The organism is Streptomyces flavochromogenes (assembly GCF_000717595.1).
Lineage (GTDB): Bacteria > Actinomycetota > Actinomycetes > Streptomycetales > Streptomycetaceae > Streptomyces > Streptomyces flavochromogenes.
Map to the genome: position 1 here is coordinate 84,087 of NZ_JNZO01000005.1, position 25,504 is coordinate 109,590.

12 protein-coding genes are annotated in these 25,504 nt (G+C 70.7%); 3 read left to right on the top strand and 9 right to left on the bottom strand.

All coding sequences use genetic code 11. The annotated features are described in order from the left end of the window. Positions 1-86 precede the first annotated feature (86 nt). The 6 genes from IF00_RS0106820 to IF00_RS0106845 form a co-directional block, all read right to left on the bottom strand. On the bottom strand, positions 87-10,769 hold the full coding sequence (locus IF00_RS0106820) for a LamG-like jellyroll fold domain-containing protein (protein WP_245234450.1): 10,683 nt from the start codon (positions 10,767-10,769) through the stop codon (positions 87-89). 270 nt (positions 10,770-11,039) lie between these two features. Then, on the bottom strand, positions 11,040-11,663 hold the full coding sequence (locus IF00_RS0106825) for a type 1 periplasmic-binding domain-containing protein (RefSeq protein WP_030315327.1): 624 nt from the start codon (positions 11,661-11,663) through the stop codon (positions 11,040-11,042). After that, on the bottom strand, positions 11,660-11,998 hold the full coding sequence (locus tag IF00_RS0106830) for a hypothetical protein (protein ID WP_051819938.1): 339 nt from the start codon (positions 11,996-11,998) through the stop codon (positions 11,660-11,662). The genes IF00_RS0106825 and IF00_RS0106830 overlap by 4 nt, the downstream gene beginning before the upstream one ends. Before the next feature lie 135 nt (positions 11,999-12,133). Further along, positions 12,134-12,880, bottom strand: coding sequence for a hypothetical protein (locus IF00_RS0106835; protein WP_030315334.1), 747 nt, complete (start codon positions 12,878-12,880; stop codon positions 12,134-12,136). A 60-nt stretch (positions 12,881-12,940) separates the two neighbouring features. Then, positions 12,941-13,636, bottom strand: coding sequence for an HNH endonuclease family protein (locus tag IF00_RS0106840; RefSeq protein ID WP_030315335.1), 696 nt, complete (start codon positions 13,634-13,636; stop codon positions 12,941-12,943). Between the two features lie 59 nt (positions 13,637-13,695). Continuing rightward, a complete protein-coding gene (locus tag IF00_RS0106845) occupies positions 13,696-14,550 on the bottom strand; it encodes an SCO6745 family protein (RefSeq protein ID WP_037637682.1) in 855 nt (284 codons plus the stop codon). 123 nt (positions 14,551-14,673) lie between these two features. On the opposite strand from IF00_RS0106845, the gene IF00_RS0106850 reads away from it, so the two are divergent. Continuing rightward, positions 14,674-15,267, top strand: a complete 594-nt coding sequence (locus IF00_RS0106850) for a TetR/AcrR family transcriptional regulator (protein WP_030315338.1) — start codon at positions 14,674-14,676, stop codon at positions 15,265-15,267. A gap of 29 nt (positions 15,268-15,296) precedes the next feature. Further along, positions 15,297-16,562, top strand: a complete 1,266-nt coding sequence (locus tag IF00_RS0106855) for an SGNH/GDSL hydrolase family protein (RefSeq protein ID WP_030315341.1) — start codon at positions 15,297-15,299, stop codon at positions 16,560-16,562. Positions 16,563-16,639: 77 nt separating this feature from the next. Here the strand turns inward: IF00_RS0106855 and mfd are convergent, their stop codons facing one another. The 3 genes from mfd to IF00_RS0106870 all read right to left on the bottom strand — a co-directional run bounded on the left by mfd (position 16,640) and on the right by IF00_RS0106870 (position 23,756). Next, positions 16,640-20,179 carry a transcription-repair coupling factor gene (gene mfd, locus IF00_RS0106860; protein WP_030315344.1) on the bottom strand — a complete coding sequence of 1,180 codons (3,540 nt, stop codon included), beginning with the start codon at positions 20,177-20,179 and terminating at the stop codon, positions 16,640-16,642. 221 nt (positions 20,180-20,400) lie between these two features. Next, positions 20,401-22,971 carry an ABC transporter permease gene (locus tag IF00_RS0106865; RefSeq protein WP_030315345.1) on the bottom strand — a complete coding sequence of 857 codons (2,571 nt, stop codon included), beginning with the start codon at positions 22,969-22,971 and terminating at the stop codon, positions 20,401-20,403. After that, the gene (locus tag IF00_RS0106870; RefSeq protein ID WP_030315347.1) at positions 22,968-23,756 is read right to left on the bottom strand and encodes an ABC transporter ATP-binding protein; all 789 of its coding nucleotides are present in this window, start codon (positions 23,754-23,756) and stop codon (positions 22,968-22,970) included. Before IF00_RS0106870 ends, IF00_RS0106865 begins: the two co-directional genes overlap by 4 nt. A 201-nt stretch (positions 23,757-23,957) precedes the next feature. Between IF00_RS0106870 and IF00_RS0106875 the strand changes: the two genes are divergently transcribed. Continuing rightward, entirely contained in the window at positions 23,958-25,496 is a 1,539-nt protein-coding gene (locus IF00_RS0106875; RefSeq protein ID WP_030315349.1) for an MFS transporter, read from the top strand. Positions 25,497-25,504: the final 8 nt, after the last annotated feature.

The window sequence follows — 25,504 nt, forward strand, 5'->3', positions numbered from 1 at the left end:
CACGCGCGCGCGAGGCCAGGAAATTCCTCTACCTTGGGAATTTCATTTACGGCCTGCTCCACATCAAATGCCACCCTAGGTCTCCTTTAATTCGAGTAGTTGGGACCTGTGTCCTGCCGATAACGCGCCTTCATTTTACCACCACCGCTTGAATTCGCCTTGCGGCGCATCGGATGCATTTTGGTGGCGTCATTGAAGAACTTCGCGCGCTGACTCTTGCTCTGGTTGTATCCCTCGGCGTTCCAATGGTCGACGACCGCGTATGTGTGCTCGTACGTCAGCTCGTCGTCCGGAACGATATTACCGTCGTTGTCCAGCCAGTTTCCGTCGCTGTCCTTCCAATTCTTTTCCATTTCCCGGTGGGTGTCCGCCCAGTATCCCGACGGGTACTGGTTGTCGCGGCTGAGCCGGCTCGGATTCGGGTTCGGGTTGGAGCCCATGTGCCCGTTGGCCATGCGCGGCTGGTTTCCGGCCGCGCAGGTGCACGTGGCCGAGTGGGCGGGGTTGCTTCCACCGCAGTTGTGGACCAGGACCGCGGCGCTCTTGTCGACCGCCTGGACCTGATTCCCCGCGAACACGAAGTACGTGTGCAGGCCCTCGATGCTGAGGTCGTACGTGACGCGATCCGCCTGGTACGACTTCAGTCCGACGACGGCCGCCGGGGCGCCCTCGCCGTTCTGGAGCTTCTGGCCGACCTTGAGGTCGCCCGCCTGCGTCCAGGAGTTGCGGGTGGACTCGTAGAACTGGTGGTGCTTGGTGGTCTCGATCGTCTTCCGGCCGGCCTTCGCGACGATGGTGACGTCGACGTAGTCGCGGTCGGTCTGGGTGACGATCACCTTCTTGACCTGGTGCACCTCCTTGGTCGTCTTGCCGGGCTCGGCCGTGAGGACCTTGTCGCCCGCCTTGACCTTGGAGATCTCCTTGGTCTTGCCGTCCGCCATCAGGACCGGCGTCTTGCCCGTGAAGCTGTGCGGCGTGCCGGCCCGGCGGATCGGGCAGCCGGGACCGGAGCTGTCGCCCGCGGACGCCTTCGACTTCGGGCCGTTGCCCTTGCCCTTCGCGCCGAACGCGCCGCCCATGACGGCACCGATCGTCGCCGCCTTCGCGGCTCCGGCGACCGAGCAGCCCTCCTCGCTGTTCACACAGGAGGTGCCGTACTCGACCGCGCCCGTGAGGGCTTCCTCGCCGGCGCTCTCCGCGACGTTCGTCGCGATCTTGCCGGCCGTGCCGGAGAGCAGCTTGCCAGCGGCGCTCGCCGCGAGTCGGCCACCGACGCCACCGGCCGCACCGGTGACGGCGCCGATGGCGACCGCGCCGAGGAAGCCGCCGACGGACTTCGGACCGTCGTTCATCATGTAGCCCACGCCGTTGGCCGCGGCGCCCGCGAGGGCGGCGCAGCCGATGGCGCCGACACCGGCCGTCAGCGCGGTGCAGCCCGCGAAGACGGCGATGCCCGTGGCCACCGAGGCGATGGTCGAGGCGTGCTGCTTGACGAAGTTGGCTGTCGCCTTCGCAGCCTTCTTGACGGCCTTACCGACCTTCTTGGCTGCCTTGACCACCTTCTTGGCCACGTGTTTGACCGCCTTGGCGACCTTCCGCACGGCCTTCTTGACGTGTTTGACCACCTTGTGGACGACACGCTTCACGCGCTTGTACACGCGTTTGACGTATCTCTTGACCTTCTTGACGCTGTCGGCGACGTGCCGGACCGCCTTTCTGACGACCCGCTTCGCCCGCTTCACCACCTTCTTGGCGGCCTTCTTGACGACCTTCGCGGCCTTCTTGACGACCTTGGCAGCCGTCTTGACGACCGCCTTCGCCGTGTTGTAGGTCGACTTCGCGACGCTCGTGACCTTCTTGGTGACCTTCTTGAAGGCCTTCTTGATGGAGTCGAACCAGTGGCCCGTCGGGTCGACACCCGTCATCGGGTTGCCGTTCGCGTAGGCGTACCGGTTCGCGTTCACCGAGTCGGGAAGGGGCGAGTTGCTCGCCGTGTCCCGGTTGCCGAACTGTCCGGTCTCCGGGGAGTACCAGCGCGCGGCCATGTTGACCTTGGCCGTCTGCGGATCGGTCCACCCCGACTGGTAGCCGAGCGCGCCGGCCATCATCGAGGACTGGACGACCTTGCCGAAGGGCGAGTAGGTCGTCGACCCGGCCAGCGCCTCACCGGAGGCGGTGAACTGGGCGACCACATCGGTGTGCAGGTCCGTCAGGGCCAGCACCGCGGTGACCGCGCTCTTCACGCCGACGACGGAGCCGTCCGCGTCCCGGCTGTAGGTGGACACACCGTCCGAGGCCACGTCGTTGTCCGCGCCGCTGTACTGGAAGGTGTGGATCGCCGCACCGTCCTCGTTGGCGGTCAGGACCCGGTCGAAGCCGTCGTAGGTGTAGGTGCGGTCACCTTCCTGGATCACCCGGTTGAAGGCGTCCGTCTTCATGTTCGTGACGCGGCTGGCATCGTCCGTCACCGAACTGAGCGAGCCACGCGCGGTGTACGTGTACGTGCTGTGGCCGTCCGAGGTCAGCCGGTTCCGGGCGTCGTAGGTGTAGGTGTCGCCACCCACCCGGGTGCGGTTGCCGGACGCGTCGTAGCCGTAGACCTCCGTCGTCGTCCCGTTGTTCCAGGACGCCAGGCGGTCGGCCCAGTCGTACGTGTACGTGTGGGCGGCGGCACCCACGACGCCGGCCGTCGTCTTCGACGTCATGTTGTCGTTCTCGTCCCACCCGTAGGTGATGGACGAGAGCGTCTTGCCCGTCGGGGACGTCAGCGTGTCGTTGGTCAGACGCTGCAGCTTGTCGTAGCCGAAGCTGCGCTTCGCCTTGCCCGTGCCGTAGCCGACCGACTTGACGTTGCTGTTGACGTCGTAGTCGTACGTCATCGTCGTGCCGGTGGCACCGTCGTTGGTCGTCTTCAGACGACCGGCGGTGTCGTAGCCGTACGTCGACGTGCCGGAGGCGTCCGTCCGGGTGGTCATCGCACCGTCGCCGTTCCAGGCGAAGGACGAGGCACCCGAGGGACCGTTGGCCGTCAGGAGGAGACCGCGGTCGTCGTAGGAGAAGGTGTTCTTCTCCGAACCGAGGCCCGCGATCGCCGTCAGACGGTCGTCCTCGTCATAGGTGTAGGTGTGGTCGGCCGTGTCGGCCTCCGCACCCGCACCCGTCTGCTTGACGAGGCGGCTCTTCGCGTCGTACTCGAAGGAGTTCGTCACCCCGCCCGGGGACCGGGACTCCTTCACCCGCCCGGCGAGGTCGTAGACGGCCGTGAAGGTCCGGTCCGCGACGTTCGGGTGGGTCGGGGTCGAGGGCTCGACCACCGTCTCCGGCATGCCCCACGTGTTGTACGACGTCAGGAACGGGTTGCCCCGTCCGTCGGTGAACCGGGTCCGGTTGCCCGCGGCGTCGTAGCCGAAGGTCGAGGTGATCGACTCGGTCGCGGAGACCGGCTCGACCGCCTTCGTGATCTGGCCCGCCGCGTCGTACGTGAGGGTCTTGGTGTGCTGACGGTAGTCCGTCACCGAGACCGCGTTGCCCATCCGGTCGTACGACGTACGGGCGGTCCGCTGCACGGCACCCGTCGCGTCGAGGTCCTCGGTCTTCACCAGCTGGCCGAAGCCGTCGAACGTGTTGCGGGTGCTGGTGCCGTCGGGGTCCGTGGACAGGAGCGGCCGGCCGTCCATGTCGTACACGAAGCGCGAGACGCTTCCGGCGGAGTCGGTGACCTCCGTCATCTCGCCCAGCGCGTTGTACTTGTACGACTGGGTCACACCGTTCGGCGAGACGACGCGCGAGAGCTCGCCGCCCGGCGCGTTGTACTCGTTGATCGCCGTGTACGCCCGCTGGGTCGGCTGGCGCACGATGTCCGTGCTGGTCAGCTCACGGCCCAGGTAGTCGTACGTGCTCTCCTGGCGGGCGCCGTTCGGCCGGGTGGCCGACAGCTGGTCGCCGTTCGTGTCGTACGTGTACTTCGTCGTACCGCCGCCCGGCTCGGTGACCGAGGCGAGGTCGCCCAGCTGCGTGTACGAGTAGGTGGTGCGGTTGCCCAGCGGGTCGACCTCGGCCGTGACCTGTCCGAGCTTGTTGTACTCGTTGTACGACGTGGCCGTGATCGGGGCCGAGGCCCCCGGTGCCAGGTACTGCGGTGTCGTGACCGACGCCTCCTGGCCCTCCGCGTCGTACGCCGTCGTCGTGACGTTGCCGAGCGGGTCCGAGAGCTCGGTCGGCTCACCGAAGGTGTTGTACCCGGACATCGTCACCGGACGGACCGAGACCGGCGTCCCCCCGTTCTGCTCCGTCATGACCGCGGGCTCGGTGACCGACGTCTGCTGCCCGAGCTCGTCGTAGCCGTAGTCAGTGACGTTGCCCGAGGTGTCCGTCTGGGACATCGGCAGACCGCGCTGGTCCAGCTTCCACGTGGTCGTGCGGACCGCGCTGCCCGCGGCCGGCAGGGTGCCGCCCTTGACCGCGGTGACCTGCGCCGCGGTCAGTGCCTCGCTGTAGACCTGAACGTCGTCGATGCCGCCCTTGAACTCATAGTCGTAGTTCCCGGCGCCCATCTTGTGACGGCCGATCTGGAACGGACCGGTCGCCTCCCAGTTGCCCGAGACCGCGACCTCCTGGGCGAGCGTGCCGTTGACGTACAGACGCAGCTTGGACGCCTGCGCGTCGTACATGCCGACCAGGTGGGTCCAGGCACCGGCGACCGCCGCCGACGGAGCGGAGACCGCCCGGTCGTAGGCGAGGGGCAGCGCGTCCGTCCGCGGACGGGCGAACGCCCAGCCGGTGTTGGCCGCGTAGTACAGCACGAAGCCGTACACACTGCCCGCGTCCTGCGACAGCACCGTGCGGCCCGTGGTCAGGTCGGACAGCTTGGCCCACGCCGAGACCGTGAAGCTGCCCGCCGTGTTCACGACGGGGCCCGAGGCCTGCGCCCACGAGTTGACGTCACCGTCGAAGGCGGCGCTGCCGCTCCGGTCGGTGTTCCAGTGCATCCCGGTGCCATGGGTACCGGTGTTGTTGGCGCCGGAGGAGTCCGCGAGGCCGAAGCCCGTGGTCTCGTCCAGCTTGTAGCGGGCCACCGGAGCCGTGGTGCCGTCGTGGATGGTGGTGCCGGTGATGTTGCCCAGGGCGTCGTACCGCGTGTCCGTGGTGGACGTGTCACCCGTCGCCGGGTCGCGGTCCGTCTCGGTCACCACGTTGTCGTCGGGGTCGTACGCGGTGTGCGTGGTCCTGGCGAGCCCGTTGGGGTCGAGGATCTCGGACACCGTGCGGTCGGCCGCGTCGACGGTGAAGGCGGTGCGGGTCTGCCCGTCGTTGGTGACCTGCTCGATCAGGTTGCCGCCGGCGTCGTAGGTGTTCGCCTGCTCCGTGAAGGACTTGCCGGTCGCCGGGTCCTTGCGGAGCACGGAGGCCGACAGGCCGTCGTCGGTGTAGGTGTACGCCGTCTGCCAGCCCATCGAGTCGGTGATCGACGCGAGGCGGCCGGCCGGGTCGTAGGCCCGGGACTCCTGGACGAGGGTGGTCGCCGGCGAGGGGTTGAAGGGGTCGCCGGTGTGGTTCAGCAGGCTGGTGACGAGCGGCCGGCCCTCGGCGTCGAAGGTGTAGGTGTTGACCGTGCCCGCGGGATCGGTCTCCTTCACCTTGTTGCCGTAGGCGTCGTACTCGAACGACGTGGTGTCGCCGCCCGGGTCCGTCCTGCTCGCCAGCAGGTTGTTCGCGTTGTACGTCATCGACGTCACGCGCGCGGTGTCGCCGCCGGTGAGGTCGACGACGCTCTGGGACAGGATGTTGCCGTCCGGGTCGTACGCCGTGGTGGTCTTGGCCTGGTGCTTCGCGCCCGTCACCCGGTTGGTGACGGCCGGCGTGGTCTCGGTCAGGACCTGGTCGTTCTTGTCGTACGTCTGGCTCGTGACGATGCCGGCCGGATTGGCGTCCGAGATCTCCGTCTTGGAGATCTCACGGCCGAGGTTGTCGTACGTGTACCGCACCTGGGCGCCGTTGGCGTCGGTGATCCGCGCCAGGTCGCCGTTGGCGTAGTACGTGTACGTCGTCTTCCGCCCGCCCGGCGTGGTGACCTGCGCCACCAGTCCCGCCGGCGTCACCGCCGTGCCGCCCTCCGCCGCCGGAGTGGTGGCGGTGGTGTACGTGGTGCTCGCGGTGCGGCCGTTCGGGTGCCCGGCCACGGGGGGCGTCGTCACCGACAGCAGGTTGCCGCCGGCGTCGTACGCGTAGCTGGTCAGGTACGCGTTGTCGGCCGGGCCGGTGGAACGGCCGTCCCGCTCGGTGAGCAGCAGATCGTTCCGCAGGTCCATCGGCGGGAAGGCCGTGGTCGCGTCCGGGTAGTACGTGTAGTACTCCGTCGAGCACTTGTTGGCCTTCGTGTCCTGGCAGACGGTCTGGGAGACCGCGTTGCCGCGCACGTCGTGGCCGGTGATCGAGCGGTTGCCGTTGGCGTCCGTGATGGTGTGGAGGAAGCCGCCGGTGTCGTACCCGTAGGTGGTGCGGTCGCCCTCCGTGTCGATCGCGGCGAGGAGGCGGTTGCCCATCTCGGCGTCGTACACGTAGGTGAGGGTCTTGTCGCTCGGGTCGGTCAGCTTGACCGTGCGGACCGGCGCGACACCGGAGGACGCCTTGTAGGCGGACCAGTGGGTGGCGACGTCGGCGTCGGTCAGGCCCTTGGCGTGGGCCGCGACCTCGGCGATGGAGCCGGTGAAGTAGCTGACGTCGGCCGGCGAGCTGAGCCAGTTCTTCCCGAAGCCCGCGCCGACGAACGTCCGCGTGGTGGTCTGGTCGTTCGGGGCGCCGGTGCAGGTGCCCTGCTTGGCGCCGTCGAGGTAGAGCGTCTGCGTGGTGCCGACGGCCGACAGGACCGCGTGGTGCCACTTGTCGTCCGTGACCGTGCCGGTGGAGCCGAGGGTCGCCGCGCCGTTGCAGGTGGAGCTCCACCAGTGGCCGTGCAGCTTGTTGTCCGCGCCGACGTAGAGCAGGTTGCTCCAGCTGCCGGTGGCTCCGCCCGCGTTGTTCGGGGCGACGCTCTGGTCGCTCATGATCACGCCGGGTGCGGCGGTCTTGAACCACAGCTCGACCGAGCGGTCGGCCTTGGCGTGCAGCGGACCGTAGGGGATCTCCAGGAAGGAGGTGGCCCCGTCGAACGTCGACGCGCTCGCGTCACCCGGACCGAAGGGTCCCTCGGCGCCCTGGATGACGTTGTTGTACGTGCCGAAGCCGGTGTTCACCTGGTTCGCGGCCTGCGCCGCGCCCTGGGTGTCGTCCAGGCGCCAGTAGCCGGCCGGGGCGGAGCCCAGGACGGCGGAGCGGTAGACCTGGGACGAGCCGGTGATGGTCGGCGGGTTGAGCTTCCAGGTGCCGCCGTTGCCGTCGGTGGCCTGAAGGACGCGGTCGTCGGTGGTGTCGTAGACGACGGACGCCTGGGTCTTCAGACCGGGCGTGGTGATCTTCTGGAGCAGTCCGGCCGGCCGGGTGGCGGAGTCGTACTGGGTCTTGATCACGTCCGCCGAGAGCGGCTCGGAGAAGATCGCGACCTCGGCCAGCTGGCCGTTGAAGTGACCGAGCTTGTCGTTGGCGTTCATCGCCGGCCAGCCCATGGTGTTCACACCGGCGCCGAGGGCGATGTACGGCTGCACCCAGTCGTTGATGGTGCCGCCGAGCGAGCCGACCGCCGCACCGTCGAGGTACAGGGTCTGGCTGTTGGCGACGCCGGTCAGGACGGCGTTGTGCCACTTGCCGTCGGTGACGACCGGGGTGGACGTGATCGTCGTCATGCAGCCTGGCGACATGGCGAGGCAGCCGCGCAGCTTGCCGTCGGTGCCCACGTACACCGCGGGGGTGTTCTTCGTGGTGTTGGCCACCGGGTCGGGGTCGCTGAGGGGCTTGTCGCCGTAGTAGAAGAGCACGCCTCCGGCGGTGCTCGTCTTGAACCACAGCGAGACGGAGGTGTACGAGGGCGTGGCGCCCGGCGCGGCCGGCATCTCGACGTACGAGGTGGTGCCGTTGAAGGTGGCCGCCTTCTGGGTGGAGCCCGCGAGGGGACCCGTCCCGCCCAGCGTCACGTTCTTGTACGTGCCGTTGTACTGGCCCTGGTTCGCGTCGAGGGCGTCCTTCGCGACGGTGCCCGACGTCTCGCCGAGCCGCCAGTAGGCGAACGGGTCGGCGTCGAGGACCGTGGTGCGGTAGTGGTTGCCGGTGGCGTAGGTGTACGTCGTGCACTTGGACCAGTCGGCCGGCGGGCACACCTTGGTGAGCTGGTCACCGCTGTAGGTGTACTGCCAGGTCTGGGCCGAGTTCGCGTCGCCGGCCGTGGCCTGGTCGGTGTAGACGGTCTGGACGTGCCAGGCGGTGGCCGAGGCCGGCTGGTACCAGGTCAGGCCCAGGTTCCGCTTGGAGACCTCGTTCGTGATCTTCGTGAGGCGCTTGTCGGCGTCGTACGAGAAGGTCTCGGTGCGGCCCGCGTAGTCCTTGATGGTCTTCAGCGCGTAGGTGCCCGCTTTCGCGGTCGCCTGGGTGAAGGCGTACTCCGTGAAGTCCTTGTCGGTGAGCGCGTAGCCGCCGGTGACGGCCGCGAGGCGCGCGTAGCGGCCCAGCGGGGGCACGAAGGTGCCGTCCGAGTTCCGGCCGAAGGCGACCTGCTCACCGCCGGGGTAGGTGATGATCACGCTGGTGAGGGCGCCGCTGCCGTCCTTGGCCTCGACGGCCTTCATGTCGACGATCGTCGACCAGCCGGCGCCGAACGCGGAGTCGACGCGGGGGTCGAGGCTGTTGTAGGAGCGCTCGATCTCCAGCGACGGGCCGATCACCGGCACGTCGGCGTCGGTGTCCTCGGTCGTGTAGTTGCCGTCCGAGGGGTCGAACTCGTGCCCGTCGGTGTTCATCGACAAGCCCGAGGTGACCGGCGGCTGCGGCACGGCCGTGGTGAAGCGGCTGCCTTCCACGACGGCCGAGGTGCCGTCGCTGGCCTCCACGTACCAGTCGTAGTTCTTCGACCACTTCAGCTTGCCGGCGGGTATCTTCCAGCTGCCCTTGGTGACCGTGCCGGACGTGGCCACCAGCGTGGGGGTACCGGTGGCGTCGCCGTCGTAGACCTCGAAGGTGTACGACAGGGGGTTGGGGCCCTTGTCGGCGTCGCTCGCGTAGACGAGCAGCTCCGGCTGGAGGGTGTTCGCCTGGAAGTTGGCCGGCGGGTACTGGGCGTTGATCTGCGGCGCCGAGTTCGGCGTGTAGGTCAGGTCCAGGGCCGGGCGGAAGCCGCCGGTCGCCGAATTGTCCGAGTGGAACTTCTTCCAGTGGAGCATGTCGTTGGTCGGCGCGGTGAGCGCGAGACCGTAGTTCGCGGCCCCGCCGGCGACGTTGTTGAACCACGTCGTGCTGAGCGAGACGGGCATGCGCACGCCGACGCTAGCCGAGCCGGAGCTGTTGGAGCAGGAGGCTCCGGGCGCCGGGGTGGCGGTGCCGATGGCGGCGCCGAAGGACGGGCCGGGGTACGCCGTGACGGCGGACGGCGTCCACGACTGCGTGATCGGGTGCACCGAGAACGACTGGGCCGCACAGGTCGAGGACCACAGGGCGTACACGTTCAGGGTGGCGGCGGTGACCCGCTGCCCCGCGAGCGTGGTGCCGAGGGAGTTGAACTGCAGGAACGAGTTCGTCTTGTTGGTGCCCGAGTCGTACGAGCCGACCTTGATCTGGGTCTCGGTGGAGTGGTCCCCGCCGATGGTGTTCTGCGTGTACGTCGAGTTCGACGCGGTCACCGTCGGGTCGACGGTCACCGGGTAGACGCGCGCGGGGTCGTCGAGCCAGGCACGGTCGGCGGTCATCCGCAGGGCGGGCCGGCCGTCGACGGTCGTCAGCTCGTAGGTGACGGCCCGGGACTGGGCGCGGTCGCCGGAGCGCGGGTCGACCTTGGAGTCCTCCATGTACGCGTGCGGGATGGTCGCGGTGACCTTGCCGTCGGCGTCGGTGAACTCCACGTCGCCGTCGGCGGCGACGCGGGGGGTGAGACCCTTGAGGTCGAGCGCGAAGACCCAGGAGTTCTCGGCCCGCGGGGAGCGCAGGACGACGTTCTCCTTGAAGCCCTCGGCGAGCGGCACGAGCTGCACGTCGGTCTCGGGGAGGACCCCGGCGTAGGTGAGGGTGCCGTCGGCGTCGACGGTGGGCTCGGTCCCGGCCGCGTCCCGCAGGGCGTAGGCGAGGGAGCGGCCCTTGCCGAAGTCGACGGAGGCGAGGGCCTTGTCGGAGGCGGTCGGCGCGAACTCGACGTCGAGGGAGTTGGCCGTCTGCTGGAGACGTCCGTCCTTGTCCTCGGTCAGGCTCGTGTCGATGGCCTTCCACGTGCCGTCCGCGACCTTGAAGTTGGTGCGTCCGGGGTAGTGGCGGACGGTGGTGGAGCCGTCGGCGTTGACGTAGTGGTCCGAGGTGGCCGTGGACTTCTTCGCGTCGCGCTTGCTGGTGCGCGCGTCGAAGCTCTTGGCGCCGCCCGGCGCCTTGCCGGTGCGGACCTCGGCGGGGTCGTCGGTCTCCCGCTCGAAGAGGGGGAGCTCGCCCTTGCCCTTGCCGGGCTTGCGGCCGGCCTCGCCCTCGAGGCTCGTGGAGTCGGAGGAGGCTTCGTGGCTCTTGCCACGGGCCGTTCCGCCCTGTTGGTCAGGAGTGTCGAGAGGGCTCTCGCTCACCCATTTCCACAGCCCCGCGAGGGAGAGCCTGGGCATCTTCACCGGTTCGAGCGTGACGCCCGCGGCGAGCGCCGACTCGGTGGTGAGCATGAGGAACAGGGAGATCAGTACGGAAAGAGCCGTAGCCCTCAACCTGCGTCTTCCGGTGCGACCCGGTGGGAACAGGCGAGGGCTACGGACCCGGCGTATACGCATGGGCCAGCCTTTACTAACACGATGCTTACAAAGCTTCGCGAGCCTGCCCGATGACAGATCACCAGTTCACACCAGGGTGCCGAACTTTACTCTTCCTTTACCCAGGGGACGGAACCCTTCCGGACAACTCCGGCCGGCGCCGCGCGTCAGGGGTTCTCCGGCGCGTCAGCCCTCGCGGGCCAGCCGCTTCACCGTCGCCGTGATGTCGCCCTTCAGGGACGCCCCGGGCGCCACCCGGACCAGGTTGTCGTGGGCCGCGCCACCCGCCTCACCGACCGTCACGAACCGGATCTTCGGGTTCTTCTCCACCGCCGCTTCGGCGGCCGCCACCTGCGGGGCACCCGAGGCGACGACGATCTCGCAGTCCCGCTGCACCAGACCGTTGAGGAACGGGCGGGCGTTCTCCACCGACTTCTCGCCCATCACCGGTACGAACGTCACGCGGATGTGCTTGTCCAGCGACGCCGCCTGCATCCCCTCCCAGACCGGGGCCGCCGGCGCCCCGGTCACGATGCCCTGCTCGTCGGTCAGCAGACAGGCGTCGTAGTCCTGATAGGCGCGGGCCCGGGTGTCGGGCGGGGTGCCCGGCCGGTCCGAGCCGGCGAACAGCCAGGCGCCGACGAGTCCGAGGACGAGGACCAGGACCGAGCCGAGGGCCCAGCCGGCCCGGCCGCGCAGCGCTCCGGCACCGGCGGCCAGGAGCCCGGGAATCCGGGCCGCCCCGGACTCAGCCGCCTCCCTCTTGGCCGCCTCCCGCTCGGTGACGCGCCAGGCACGACGGGTCTTCACCGGCCGGCCCCCTTGACGGTGAGGCAGTGCGCCGCCGCGCCCAGGGTCGAGACCGTGAGCAGCACCAGGTCGAGGAGGTACGCGAAGCCGTGGGTCTCCTCGGGCGTCAGCGCGATCTGGAGGCACCAGCCGACCGAAGCGGCCGTGAACAGCAGCGCGGCGAGCCGGTCGTTCCGCGTCCCACGCCGCAGGGCGAGCGTGAGCGAGGGGACGAACCCGAGGACGCCGAGGCTCAGCAGCGGCACCAGCGCCAGCCCGACCCGGACCGGCCGGCCCGGCAACTCCTTGGGGCGCGGGGACTCCGCGCCCTTCTCCAAGCGGACGGCCTGGTTCACGATTCGCGAGACCTCTCACGGAGGCGCACGCCGGGGGCAGGGCGCACGGGTGTACGACAGGGGACGCCGTACGGTACATCCCCCGCCGCGAAGATCACCCCCGGGGTCCCGCTCCCCGGCGCCACCCCGTACGGCTCAGATGCGGTGCCGCACCCACACGTTGGGCTCGACGTAGACCGCGTACCCGCGCGAGGCGTCGCAGTGGACGGGCACCAGGGCGCCCTCGACCTCGACCGGGCCGTCCGCGTCGAAGGGGAGGCCGGTCCACGCGCGCCACTGCTCGACCGAGCCGGAGACGGTCATCGAGGCCGGGGCCACCGCCTCGATGACACCGCCCGCGCGCACATGGACGCGCAGCCAGGCGTCGTGCGGAAGGCCGTCGGCCTCCCGGGTACGGAACGCGTACTCGTGGATGGAGGACGCGGCCTCCAGGTGCTTGCCGTTGGGCCGGACCGGGGCGACCAGCTCGGAGAACCCGCGCCGCCCGGCGTTGGCCCGCATGGCGGCCAGCATCCGGTGCGAGAGGCCCTGGCCCAGGGCGCTCGTGTCGACCGTGATCTCGATGGCGCTGACGGTGTCGGCCTCGCGCCCGTGCTTCAGGTCCGAGAACGCCCAGAGCAGCACCTCGTCCCAGCCGCGCGCGGGCAGCTCGCGGCGCCCGTCCACGTCCAGGCGGAAGGGAACGCTGAAGCCGCGGGCGACGACCTTGCCCTCGGCGTCGGTGGCGACGAGCACGTACTCCGGCAGCTCGCGCACGATCCGCCCGATGTTCGCCCAGCCCACCGGGTCGTACATCATGAACTCGGGCCAGAGGTCGCGCATGCCCCACATCGGCCCTTCCAGTTCGGGGCGTTCGGCGAGGGTCGATATGTTCAGGTCCATGCAGGCAGATTAAAGATCATCCGCTCCCTCGCCAACGGGTTTTCCGTCCCCTCGCGGGCGCTACGGAAGTTTCTGCTGCGGGCAGCCGGCGAGGACCCGCCTCATCGCGTCCCGCTCACCGCCCGTCACCCACACGCCGTACTTCTTCTTCACGGCGATCTGCCGCGCCACGTACGTGCAGCGGTACGCCTTGTTCGGCGGCAGCCAGGTCGCAGCGTCGCCGTCGGACTTGCGGCGGTTGGTGGAGGCGTCGACGGCGAGCAGGTTGAGCGGGTCGTTGGCGAACCGGCGCCGGGTCTCCGCGTCCCACGCGCCCGCGCCCTTCTGCCAGGCGTCGGAGAGCGCGACGACATGGTCGATGTCGACCTTGCTGCGCCCGCGGACGAAGCGGACGGTGGTCCCGGTGTACGGGTCGTCGGTGAGCGTGCCGGAGGCGACCTTGCAGCGCCCGTCGGTGAACCGGACGCCGGTCAGGTCGCGCTTGAGTATGTCGTCCCGGGTCCCGCAGCCGTTGCCGTCGACGTCCGCCCAGGCACGCCCGAACTTCTCCCGCTCGAAACCGGTCTTCGGCGCCCGCCCCTTCACCGTGAGCGTCTCCACGGCGGCGAGAGCGGTTCCCCGCGCGCCCGGCTCGCCGCCCGCGCCACCGCCGGATCCCGGACCGTCGGCTCCGGGTGAACAGGCGGTGGCGATGAGCGCGGCGACGGCAAGCGCCGACGAGGCCAGGGTCGTTCGAAACGTCCGCTCTGCAAGCATCCGGGAATCCTAGGCCGCACGGGCCCGCCGCGGGGAGGACCCCGGCCACCCCTGCTCCCTCAGACCTTGCCGATGCCCAGGGTGTTCTCCGAGGGCAGCAGGCCGGAGCCGATCGCGGCCAGCCAGGGGCCGCCGAGCAGTTCCGCGAGGCGGGCGGTGCCGTCCGGGCCGAGGCCGGCCCAGGGGGCGGCGGCGAGTTCGTCCGTGCGTCGCTCGACCTCGGCGCGCAGGGTCCGGCCCGCCTCGGTGGCACCCCCGTCGGCGGTCAGGAGGCCGCGGGCGGTGAGGCGGGTGCGCGCCGCCGCCCATTCCTCGCCGCTCCAGCCGCGGCTCTCGAAGACGGGCTCCGGCGCGGCGCCGACCGCGGCGAAGGAGACGAGCGACTCGACCGGGTCGAGCCCCGCGTCGACGAGGGCGCCGAGGTGACCGTCGCCCCGGTGCTCGCGCAGGATCGTCGCGGACTGCCAGAGGACCAGGTGCGGGGCCTCGGGCCGGGGCAGGGCGGCGTTGGCGGCGGCGAGCGGGCGGGAGACGAGGAGCTCGGAGGCCGCCGTCGCGCCGTCGGCGGCGGTGCGGGCGAGGGCGGCGGCCTCGGCGAGTTCGGGGCTCGTGAGGAGCTCCTCGCCCAGGACGGCCCGGTAGGTGCGGTCGACGGCCCGGAGCCGCGCGGCGAGGACCTCGGCCGGGGCGGCGGTCTCCCAGGCGGCGGGGACGTACCGGGCGATCATCGCGGGGCTGAAGCTGTAGAAGGTGTCCGCCACCCGGCCCGGGTCCACGGGGCCGAGGGGTGCGGCGCGCCAGGCGAAGTAGGCGGGCCAGCGCTCGGAGGTGTCGTAGCCGAGGGCGGCGGCCTCGTCGAAGGCCTCGGGGGCGTAGTAGAGCAGGGCGTGCAGGGGTTCGAGCAGGTGCCACATCTGACGTACGCGTCCGGATTCCACGGCGGGCTCCTCTTCACTCGGGCACCATCTAGTCACTGACTAGACAGTGCCCCGCCCCTCTGAACTTGTCAATGCCTAGATTGCGGCTAGGCTCCTCCCATGACGCGTACGAGCCGAAGCTCCTACCACCACGGCGGCCTGCGGCAGGCCGTCCTCGACGCCGCCCTCGACGTCATCGCCGCCGAGGGCCCCGGCGCGCTCAGCCTGCGCGACCTCGCGCGCCGCGCGGGCGTCTCGCACGCCGCGCCCGCCCACCACTTCAAGGACCGCACCGGGCTCCTCACCGCCCTCGCGGCCGAGGGGTACGCGCTCCTCGCCGAGGCCCTCGCCTCCGCCCCCGAACTGCGCGAACGCGGAGTGCGGTACGTGCGGTTCGCGGTCGAGCACCCCGCCCACTTCCAGGTCATGTTCCAGCCGGAGCTGCTGCGCGCCGACGACCCGGACCTGCTCGCCGCCAGGGAACGCGCCTCCGTCGAACTCCGCGCCGGCGTCGCCGGCCTGGCGGACGTCCCCGACGCCCGCACGGCGGGCATCGCCGCCTGGTCGCTGGCCCACGGTTTCGCGACGCTGCTCCTCACCCACAACGTGACGGGGGCACTGGGCGACCGCGACCCCGAGGAGTACTTCCGCTCCCTGACCGGCCTGCTCTTCACCGGCCAACTCCCGCCGGATCAGGAGGGGAAGCGGGAATAGCCCGCGTCGGTCAGCAATTGACGGAGAACATGAGAACCACGAACACCCTCCGTCGCACCGCCCTAGCCCTGCTCACCACGGCGACCCTCGCCTTAGCCCCCACCGCCCTCGCCACCCCCGACCACGCGGGATCCGGATCGCCCTGGCGCGGCGCCTGGGCCGCCTCCCCGCAGGCACCGACCGCGCCACTCGGCCCCAACTGGTCGGAGCAGGGCTTCGACAACCACACCGTGCGACAGGTCGTCCGCGTCACGGCCTCCGGCACGCGGGCCCGGATCGAGCTGAGCAACCGTTACGGCACCACCCCGCTGCGCATCACCGGCGCGACCGTCGCCCGCACGTCCAAGGGCGGCGCGCTGCAGCCCGGTTCGGTCCGCACCCTCCGCTTCGACGGACGTGCGTCCGCCACCGTCCCGGTCGGCGGGACCCTCCTCAGCGACGGTGCGCCGCTCCCGGTCAAGGCCTTCGAGTCCCTGACCGTCACCCTGTACCTGGCGGGCGAGACCGGCCCCGCCACCTTCCACCACTTCGCAGGCGCCACCGCCTACCGGGCCGACGGCGACCACCGCGCGGACCTGTCCGGCTCCGCCTTCACGGAGACGAGCACGTCCTCGTACTACCTGTCGGGCGTCGAGGTCACGGGCGGCCGTGACACCGCCCGCCGCGACGGCATCGTCACCTTCGGCGACTCGATCACCGACGGCGTGGGCTCCGCGACGGACGCGGACAACCGCTACCCGGACGAGCTCGCCGAGCGCCTTGCCGCCGCCGGCCGGCCGCGCGCGGTCCTCAACCACGGGATCGCGGGCAACCAGGTCGTCAACGACACGACCTGGGCGGGCGAGAAGGCCCTGACCCGCTTCCGGGAGGACGTCCTGAACGAGCGGGGCGTCCGCACGGTCGTCCTCCTCGAAGGCATCAACGACATCGGCGGCAGCACGGTGAACTTCCCCGCCGCGCCCACCCCCGACGTCTCCGTCACCGAACTGATCAAGGGCCACCGCACCCTGATCCGCCAGGCCCACGCCAAGGGGCTGAAGGTGATCGGCGCGACCCTGACCCCGGTCAAGGGCTCCTTCTACGACACCCCGGCCAACGAGGCCAAGCGCGACGCCTTCAACACCTGGGTCCGCACCTCGGGCGCGTACGACGCGATCGTCGACCTCGACCACGCGGTCGCCGACCCGACGGACCCGGACCGCATCCTCCCGGCCTACGACTCGGGCGACGCCCTCCACCCGAACGACGCGGGCTACCGCGCGATGGCCGAGGCACTGGACCTCGACGAGCTGTAGTCGCCGGCCGGGGTGCGCGGAGACCGGCCCGCGCGCCCCGGTCCCGCACTCCGGCCGCACACCCCGGCCCGCGTCCTCTACGACCCCAGGATCGTCGTCAGGAACTCCCCGGTCCACGCGAGCAGTTCGCGGCCCACCACCGGCTTTCCGCCGATCTTGCCCGACGTGGGGCGCGGCACCAGGATCTGGTGGACGGCCGGCTTGATGACGGTTCGCGGGTAGAGCCGCTTCAGGCGGAGCTCCTGCGACTCGCGCAGTTCCACCGGCGCGAACCGGATGTTGGGACCCTGGAGGACGATCTCGCCGACGCCGCACGCGCGCGCCAGCATGCGCAGGCCCGCCACCAGGAGGAGGTTCTCCACCGGCTCCGGCAACTTGCCGTAGCGGTCGGTGAGTTCCTCGCGGACCGCCCTGATGTCCTCCTCCGAGTTCGCCGAGGCGATCGAGCGGTACGCCTGGAGACGGAGCCGCTCGCCCGGTGCGTAGTCGTGCGGCATGTGGGCGTCGACCGGGAGCTCGATCTTGACCTCCAGCGGGGCCTCCTCCTCCACCCCGCCCTCCATCTGCGCCCGGTAGTCCGCGACCGCCTCGCCGACCATCCGGACGTACAGGTCGAAGCCGACGCCCGCGATGTGGCCGGACTGCTCGCCGCCGAGCAGGTTGCCCGCGCCGCGGATCTCCAGGTCCTTCATCGCCACGTACATGCCCGCACCCATCTCGGTGTGCTGGGCGATCGTCGCGAGCCGCTCGTGCGCGGTCTCGGTGAGCGGCTTCTCCGGCGGGTACAGGAAGTACGCGTAGCCGCGCTCCCGGCCACGGCCGACACGGCCGCGCAGCTGGTGGAGCTGCGAGAGACCGAAGTTGTCGCCGCGCTCGACGATCAGGGTGTTGGCGTTGGAGATGTCGATGCCCGATTCGACGATGGTCGTCGAGACGAGGACGTCGAACTTCTTCTCCCAGAAGTCGACGACGACCTGTTCAAGGGCCGATTCGGACATCTGGCCGTGAGCCGTCGCGATCCGCGCCTCGGGGACGATCTCGCGCAGCCGCGCAGCCGCCCGGTCGATCGAGTCGACCCGGTTGTGGATGTAGAAGACCTGGCCCTCGCGCAGCAGTTCACGCCGGATCGCGGCGCCGATCTGCTTCTCCTCGTACGGGCCCACGAAGGTGAGGACGGGGTGGCGCTCCTCCGGCGGGGTGGTGATGGTCGACATCTCGCGGATGCCGGTGACCGCCATTTCGAGCGTACGGGGAATGGGGGTCGCCGACATGGTCAGCACGTCGACGTTGGCACGGAGCTTCTTCAGCTGCTCCTTGTGCTCGACGCCGAAGCGCTGCTCCTCGTCGACGATGACCAGGCCCAGGTCCTTGAACTTCGTCTCGGAGGCGAACAGGCGGTGGGTGCCGATGACGACGTCGACCGAGCCCTCCCGCATGCCCTCCAGGGTGGCCTTCGCCTCCGTGTCGGTCTGGAAACGGGACAGCGCCCGGACCTTCACCGGGAACTGGGAGTACCGCTCGGAGAAGGTCCCGAAGTGCTGCTGCACGAGCAGCGTCGTCGGCACGAGGACCGCGACCTGCTTGCCGTCCTGCACCGCCTTGAAGGCCGCGCGGACCGCGATCTCCGTCTTGCCGTAGCCCACGTCGCCGCAGATCAGGCGGTCCATGGGCACGGTCTTCTCCATGTCCTCCTTCACCTCGGCGATGGTGGACAGCTGGTCGGGCGTCTCCGCGTACGGGAAGGCGTCCTCCAGCTCGCGCTGCCACGGGGTGTCCGGGGCGAAGGCGTGCCCGGGGGCCGCCATCCGCGCCGAGTACAACTTGATGAGGTCGGCCGCGATCTCCTTGACGGCCTTCTTCGCGCGCGCCTTCGTCTTGGTCCAGTCCGCGCCGCCGAGCCGGTGCAGGGTCGGGGCCTCGCCGCCCACGTACTTGGTGACCTGCTCCAGCTGGTCGGTCGGGATGTACAGCCGGTCGCCGGGCTGGCCGCGCTTGGCGGGGGCGTACTCGACGAGGAGGTACTCACGGGTCGCGCCCTGCACGGTCCGCTGGACCATCTCCACGTACCGGCCGACACCGTGCTGCTCGTGCACGATGTAGTCGCCGACCTCCAGGGTCAGCGGGTCGATGGTCTTGCGGCGCTTGGCCGGCATCCGCTGGCCGTCCTTGCCGGCCGCCTTCTGGCCGGACAGGTCGGTCTCGGTGAGGACGGCGAGCTTGAGGGCCGCGTCGACGAAGCCGTAGTCGATGGAGCCGGTCGACACGTGCACGACCGAAGGGGAGATCTCCGTCAGGTCCGCGTCGAGACGGGCCGCGATGCCCTCGCCGCCGAGGACCTCGACCGTACGCGTCGCGGGGCCGTGGGCCTCCGTGACGTAGACCGTGCGCCAGCCGTCGGCCAGCCAGCCCTTGGTGTCGGCCAGCGCGCGCGCCGTGTCGCCGCGGTACGACTCCGGGGCGTGCATCCCGAGCGCGAGAGTGTCCCCGTCGCCGCCGTCGGCCGTCGCGTCCGCCGCGAACGGCGACACCGACCACCAGGACATCCCCAGCTCGCGCGCCCGGTCCCGGACGTCCGCGATCCCCCACAGGGAGGCCGCGCCGACATCGATCGGAGCCTCGCCGCCGCCTGCGGTGGCCGCCCAGGACGCCTGGAGGAACTCCTGCGACGTCGCCACCAGGTCCGAGGCCCGGGTCCGCACCCGCTCCGGGTCGCAGACCACGGCCATGGCGCCCTTCGGGAGGACGTCGAGCAGCAGCTCCATGTCGTCGACGAGGACCGGAGCGAGGGACTCCATGCCCTCGACGGCGATCCCCTCCGCGATCTTGTTGAGGAGCTCGCCCAGCTCCGGGTGCTCCTCGGCGAGCGCCGCCGCCCGCTCCCGTACGTCCGCGGTGAGCAGCAGCTCGCGGCACGGCGGCGCCCAGAGCCCGTGCTCGGCCACTTCGAGGGACCGCTGGTCGGCGACCTTGAAGTACCGGATCTCCTCGACGTCGTCGCCCCAGAACTCGATCCGGAGCGGGTGCTCCTCGGTCGGCGGGAAGACGTCCAGGATGCCGCCGCGCACGGCGAACTCGCCGCGCTTCTCGACCAGCTCCACCCGGGAGTACGCGGCGGCCGCCAGGCCCTCCACGATCTCGTTCAGGTCGGCCGTCTGCCCGCTCCTCAGCGCCACCGGCTCCAGGTCTCCGAGGCCCTTGACCTGCGGCTGGAGCACGGAGCGGATGGGGGCGACGACGACGCTCACCGGGCCGGCCGCCGGGTCGTCGTCCCGCGGATGCGCGAGGCGGCGCAGGACGGCGAGACGGCGGCCGACGGTGTCGGAGCGGGGCGAGAGCCGCTCGTGCGGCAGGGTCTCCCAGGAGGGGTACTCGACGACCCGGTCCGGGTCGAGCAGGGACCGCAGCGCGGCGGCGAGGTCCTCGGCCTCCCGCCCGGTCGCGGTCACCGCGAGCACCGGCCGCCCCGAGTCCCGGGCGAGCGCGGCGACGGCGAAGGGCCGGGCGGCCGCGGGACCGACCAGATCCACGTGCGGGCGGTTCCCGTCGGCGGCGGCCTTCACCGCCTCGGCGAGGGCCGCGTCCTTGACGACGACATCGAGCAGACCGTGCAGGCTCATGAAGCTTTCCATCCCGAGGGGTGACGGGGGCGGGCAACGCGAACAGCCCGACACGTCGCACGGGCCGGGGTGTCCAGCGTACGACGCGCCACAGACACCCGCTCCCGTAACACGACCCACCGGGCCCGTCGCGCGGCCGCGCGTACGGTCGTCCGCCCCACCCCCGTGAGGGCGGACGACCGCACCCGCCACCTCGGCCGCGCGGGCCGCGCCCGCTCGTACTACTCGCTCGCGATCGCGTTCAGGACGTTCATCCGGCCCGCCCGGAAGGCGGGGACCAGCGCCGCGAACAGCCCCACGAAGGCCGAGCCGATGAAGACCGTCAGGATCGTCGGCCAGGGGATCTCCAGGACCCCGAGGCCCTCCAGGGCGAGGAGCTTCTGGGCGGCCGTGCCCCAGCCCATGCCCAGGCCGAGGCCGAGCAGCGCGCCGAACAGGGCGATCACCACCGACTCCAGGCGGATCATGCGGCGCAGCTGGCGGCGGGAGAGGCCGATGGCCCGCATGAGGCCGATCTCCCGGGTCCGCTCGACGACCGACAGCGCCAGGGTGTTCACGACTCCCAGGATCGCGACGACGATCGCCAGGGCGAGGAGCCCGTACACGATGTTGAGCAGCTGTCCGACCTGGTCCTGGAGCTGTTCCTTGTAGTCGGCCTGGTTGCTCACCTTGTACTGCGGGTACGGCGCGAGCGCGTCCTTGAGGGCCTGGTAGGCCTCGGTCTCCTGGCCGTCCTTCGCGCTGGCGAGCAGGAGCAGGCTCTGCGGCATGCGGTCGGCGGGGACGTACTCGGCGAGGGTGGCGACGTTGATGTACATCGCCCCCTTGTCGACCTGGCCGGTGTCCGCGGTGATCGCCGCGACCTTCAGCTTCGCCTTCTCGCCGCCCTTGAAGGCGAGGGTCAGCACGTCGCCGACCTTCACCCCGTGCTCGGCGGCGTAGTCGCTGCCGACCGACATCGCGCCCTTGCCGTACGCGTCGGTGAGGGTGCCGGCGGTGGTCTCCCGGCGCAGGTCCTTCACGTACGACGGTTCGGTGGCGGCCAGGTCGGCCGTCGTGGTCCTGCCGCGCGTGTCGGTGACGGTGGCGTCGACCCACCGGTACTCGGTGACGTGGTCCAGGCCCGGGGCCTTCTCCAGGGCTGCCTGGGCCTGCGGGACGATCGGCTGCCCGGTGCCGGACTGCACGATGAAGTCGGCGCCGACGGACCGGTCCAGCTCGTCGGTGGCCGAGGCGACCATCGAGGAGCCGACGACCGACAGGGCGGCGACGAGCGCGAGGCCGATCATCAGGGCCGCGGCGGTGGCGCCGGTGCGGCGCGGGTTGCGGAGCGCGTTCCGCTCGGCCATCCGGCCGACCGGGCCGAAGATCCGCAGGACGACGACGCCCAGGGCGCGGACGACTCCGCCCGCGAGGAGCGGGCCGACGACGACGAAGCCGAGGAGGGAGCAGAGGACGCCGAGGCCGAGCCAGAGGGAGCCGGGGCCGGCCTCCTCGGCGCGGGCCGCCGCCACGAGCGCGGCCGCTCCGGCGGCGGTGAGGGCGAGACCGATGCCGCCGCGGATCCGGCCGGCCCTGCCGTCGGCGGGGGTGCCCGCGTCGCGGAGGGCGGCCATCGGGGAGATCTTCCCGGCGCGCCGGGCCGGGATGTAGGCGGCGAGGACGGTGACGACGATGCCGAGGGCGAGGCCGACGGCCGGGGTCGTCCACGTGACGGTGAGGTCGTCGGTGGAGAGCTCCATCCCGATCGAGGACATGAGCTTCATCAGTCCGACGGCGAGTCCGACGCCGGCGGCGACTCCGGCGACGGAGCCGAAGAGGCCGAGGAGCAGCGCCTCGATGAGGACGGATCGGTTCACCTGCTTGCGGCTGGAGCCGATGGCCCGCATGAGGCCGATCTCGCGGGTGCGCTGGGCGACCAGCATCGAGAAGGTGTTGACGATGAGGAAGATGCCGACGAGGAAGGCGATTCCGGCGAAGCCGAGCATCGCGTACTTCATGACGTCGAGGAAGCCGGCGACGTCCTCGCGGCCGGCGTCGGCGGACTCGGCGGCGGTCTGCAGGGTGTAGCCGCCGCCGATCGAGGCGGCGATGTTCGCCTTGAGGATGTCGTCGCTGACCCCGGGCTTGGCGTCGGCCGCGATCTGGGTGAACAGGCCTTCCTTGCCGAGGAGTTCGCGCTGCGCGACGGGCGTATCGAAGTAGACGACCGTGGCGCCCGGGTTGGTGACCTTGAACTCGACGATGCCGGAGATCTTCGCGGTGAAGTCACCGACGACGGAGATCGTCCGCAGCTCGTCGCCGAGCTTCAGGCCGTGCTTCTCGGCGGTGTCGCCGTCGACGACCACCTCGGTGGGACCGCGCGGCTCGTGGCCCGAGGCCATCTCCACCGAACGGAGCTCGTTGGAGCTCCAGTTGACGGCGATGGTCGGCGCGCCGCTGGTGGGCCCGACGTTCTTGTTCTTCGCGTCGACGACGGTGACGCCGGTGGAGACGACCGCGCCCTGCGCGGCCTGGACGCCGTCGGTCTTCCGGACCTGCTCGACCAGCGAGGCGGGGAAGGACTCGGGGCGGCCGCCCTGGGGCACGTCGCCGGGGTCGGTGTCCTTGGGGCTGACGGTGACGTCGGAGGCGGTCGACGCGAAGAGCTTGTCGAACGTCGTGTTCATGGTGTCGGTGAACACGAGGGTGCCGCTGACGAACGCGACGGAGAGCAGGACGGCGATGGCGGAGAGCGCCATGCGTCCCTTGTGCGCGAAGAAGTTGCGCAGCGAGGTCTTCAGGACGCTCATGAGGTCCGCCCGCGCGCGTCGAAGTCCTTCATGCGGTCGAGGACGGCCTCGGCGGTCGGCCGGAGCATCTCGTCCACGATCCGCCCGTCGGCGAGGTAGAGGACCCGGTCGGCGTAGGAGGCGGCGACCGGGTCGTGCGTGACCATGACGATCGTCTGGCTGAGCTCGTCGACCGAGGTACGGAGGAAGCCGAGGACCTCGGCGCCCGCCCGCGAGTCCAGGTTTCCGGTCGGCTCGTCACCGAAGATGATCTCGGGCCGGGCGGCGAGGGCGCGGGCCACGGCCACACGCTGCTGCTGGCCGCCGGAGAGCTCGTTCGGACGGTGCTTGAGCCGCTCGGAGAGGCCGACGGTGTCGACGACCCGGCGCAGCCACTCGGCGTCGGGCTTGCGGCCGGCGATGTCCATCGGCAGCGTGATGTTCTCGATGGCGCTCAGGGTCGGCAGCAGGTTGAACGCCTGGAAGATGAAGCCGATCCGGTCCCGGCGCAGCTGCGTGAGCTTCTTGTCCTTGAGCCGGGTGATCTCGGTCTCGTCGAGGAAGATCTCGCCGCTGGTGACGGTGTCGAGCCCGGCGAGGCAGTGCATCAGGGTCGATTTGCCGGAACCCGAGGGTCCCATGATCGCGGTGAACTGTCCGCGGGCGATGTCGACGTCGACGGAGTCCAGCGCGACGACCCGGGTCTCCCCGGAGCCGTACGCCTTGACGACCTGACGCGCCCGCGCGGCGACGGCCGTACGCCCTCCAGTACCCCCGTGCCTGGGGATGGTCACAGCCGTGGTCACGGTTTTCTCCTAGCGGTGGCGTGGAGCAGTGGGTGGGTTTGTAAGTTCAAGTTAAGGAGCCGGAACGGCTCTTCTCCTCCTCCGCCGGGACGAAGCGCCCCTGGCCCGTATGGGGGAGGCGCCCCTAGGGGTTCCTCCACCCGTGGTCGTGGTGGGACCCTGACTCCGATCATTTAGGTGTACGAAGAAAGGAATGCCGCGGTGACGGAGCCGTACGTGAAGGGGGTCGCGACAGCCGGTCCGGCCACCCCAGCCACCCGCCGCGGTCCCGTAGTGGCCGCCCTCATGCTCGGCATGGGGCTTGCCGCCATCGACGGCACGATCGTGTCCACGGCCGTCCCCCAGATCGTCGGCGACCTCGGCGGACTCGCCGTCTTCTCCTGGCTGTTCTCCGGCTATCTGCTCGCCGTGACGGTCACCCTGCCGGTGTACGGGAAGCTCAGCGACACTTTCGGGCGCAAGCCGGTCCTGATCGCCGGGGTCGTCCTCTTCCTCATCGGTTCCCTGCTCTGCGCGGCCGCCTGGAACATGGCCTCCCTCATCGCCTTCCGCGTCGTCCAGGGCCTCGGCGGCGGCGCGCTCCAGGGCACGATCCAGACGATCGCCGCCGATCTGTACCCGCTGAAGGAACGTCCCAAGATCCAGGCGAAGCTCTCCTCCGTCTGGGCCGCCTCCTCGGTCGCCGGACCGGCGGCCGGCGGACTCCTCGCGGGGTACGCGGACTGGCGCTGGATCTTCCTGATCAACCTGCCGGTGGGCCTGGTGGCGCTGTGGCTGATCGTCAGGCACCTGGTGGAGCCGGAGCGGGCCACAGCCCGGCGGCCACGCGCGCGCGTCCGGATCGACTGGGCGGGCGCGCTCGCCGTCTTCGCCACCGGAGCCCTGCTCCTGACCGCACTGGTCCAGGGTGGCGTCGCCTGGCCGTGGCTGTCGGCCCCGTCCCTCGGACTTATGGCCGGGGCGGCCGTCCTCGGCGCGGTCACGGTCTTCGTGGAGCGACGCGCGGCCGAACCGATCATCCCCGGCTGGGTCTGGCGCCGCCGCACGATATCCGCCGTCAACCTCGCCCTGGGCGCACTTGGCCTGCTCATGGTCGCCCCGACGGTCTTCCTGCCGACGTACGCGCAGTCCGTCCTGGGCCTCGGGCCGATAGCGGCCGGGTTCGTCCTCTCGGTGATGACCCTGAGCTGGCCCATCAGCGCGGCGTTCTCGAACCGGGTCTACGGCCGGATCGGCTTCCGCCTCACCGCCGTCGTCGGCATCTCCCTGGCGCTGCTGCTGCTCCTGGCCTTCCCGTTCCTGCCGTTCCCCGGGGAGCCCTGGCAGCCCGCACTGATCATGCTGCTCCTGGGCGCGGCGCTCGGTCTCTTCCAACTGCCGCTGATCGTCGGCGTCCAGTCGACGGTCCCGTACGAGGAGAGGGGCACGACCACCGCGTCGGTGCTGTTCTGCCGCCAGGTCGGCCAGAGCGTCGGCGCGGCCCTGTTCGGCGCCGTGGCGAACGGCGTGCTCGCCGCCCGCCTGGGCGGCGGCGACCTGGACACACTGGCCCGCGCCCTGGACGCGCCCGGCTCGCTGACGGCCGGGACGATGGACGGTCTGCGGCGCGCGGTCGACGCGGCGGTCGACTACGTCTTCGTGGGCGCGGCGGGGGCGGCGGCCCTGGCCCTCCTGGTGTTGCTGACCCTGGCCCCCCGCCGCTTCCCGGTCCTGAAGGAGGCGGCGGGGGACGACGCCTGACCGCCGTT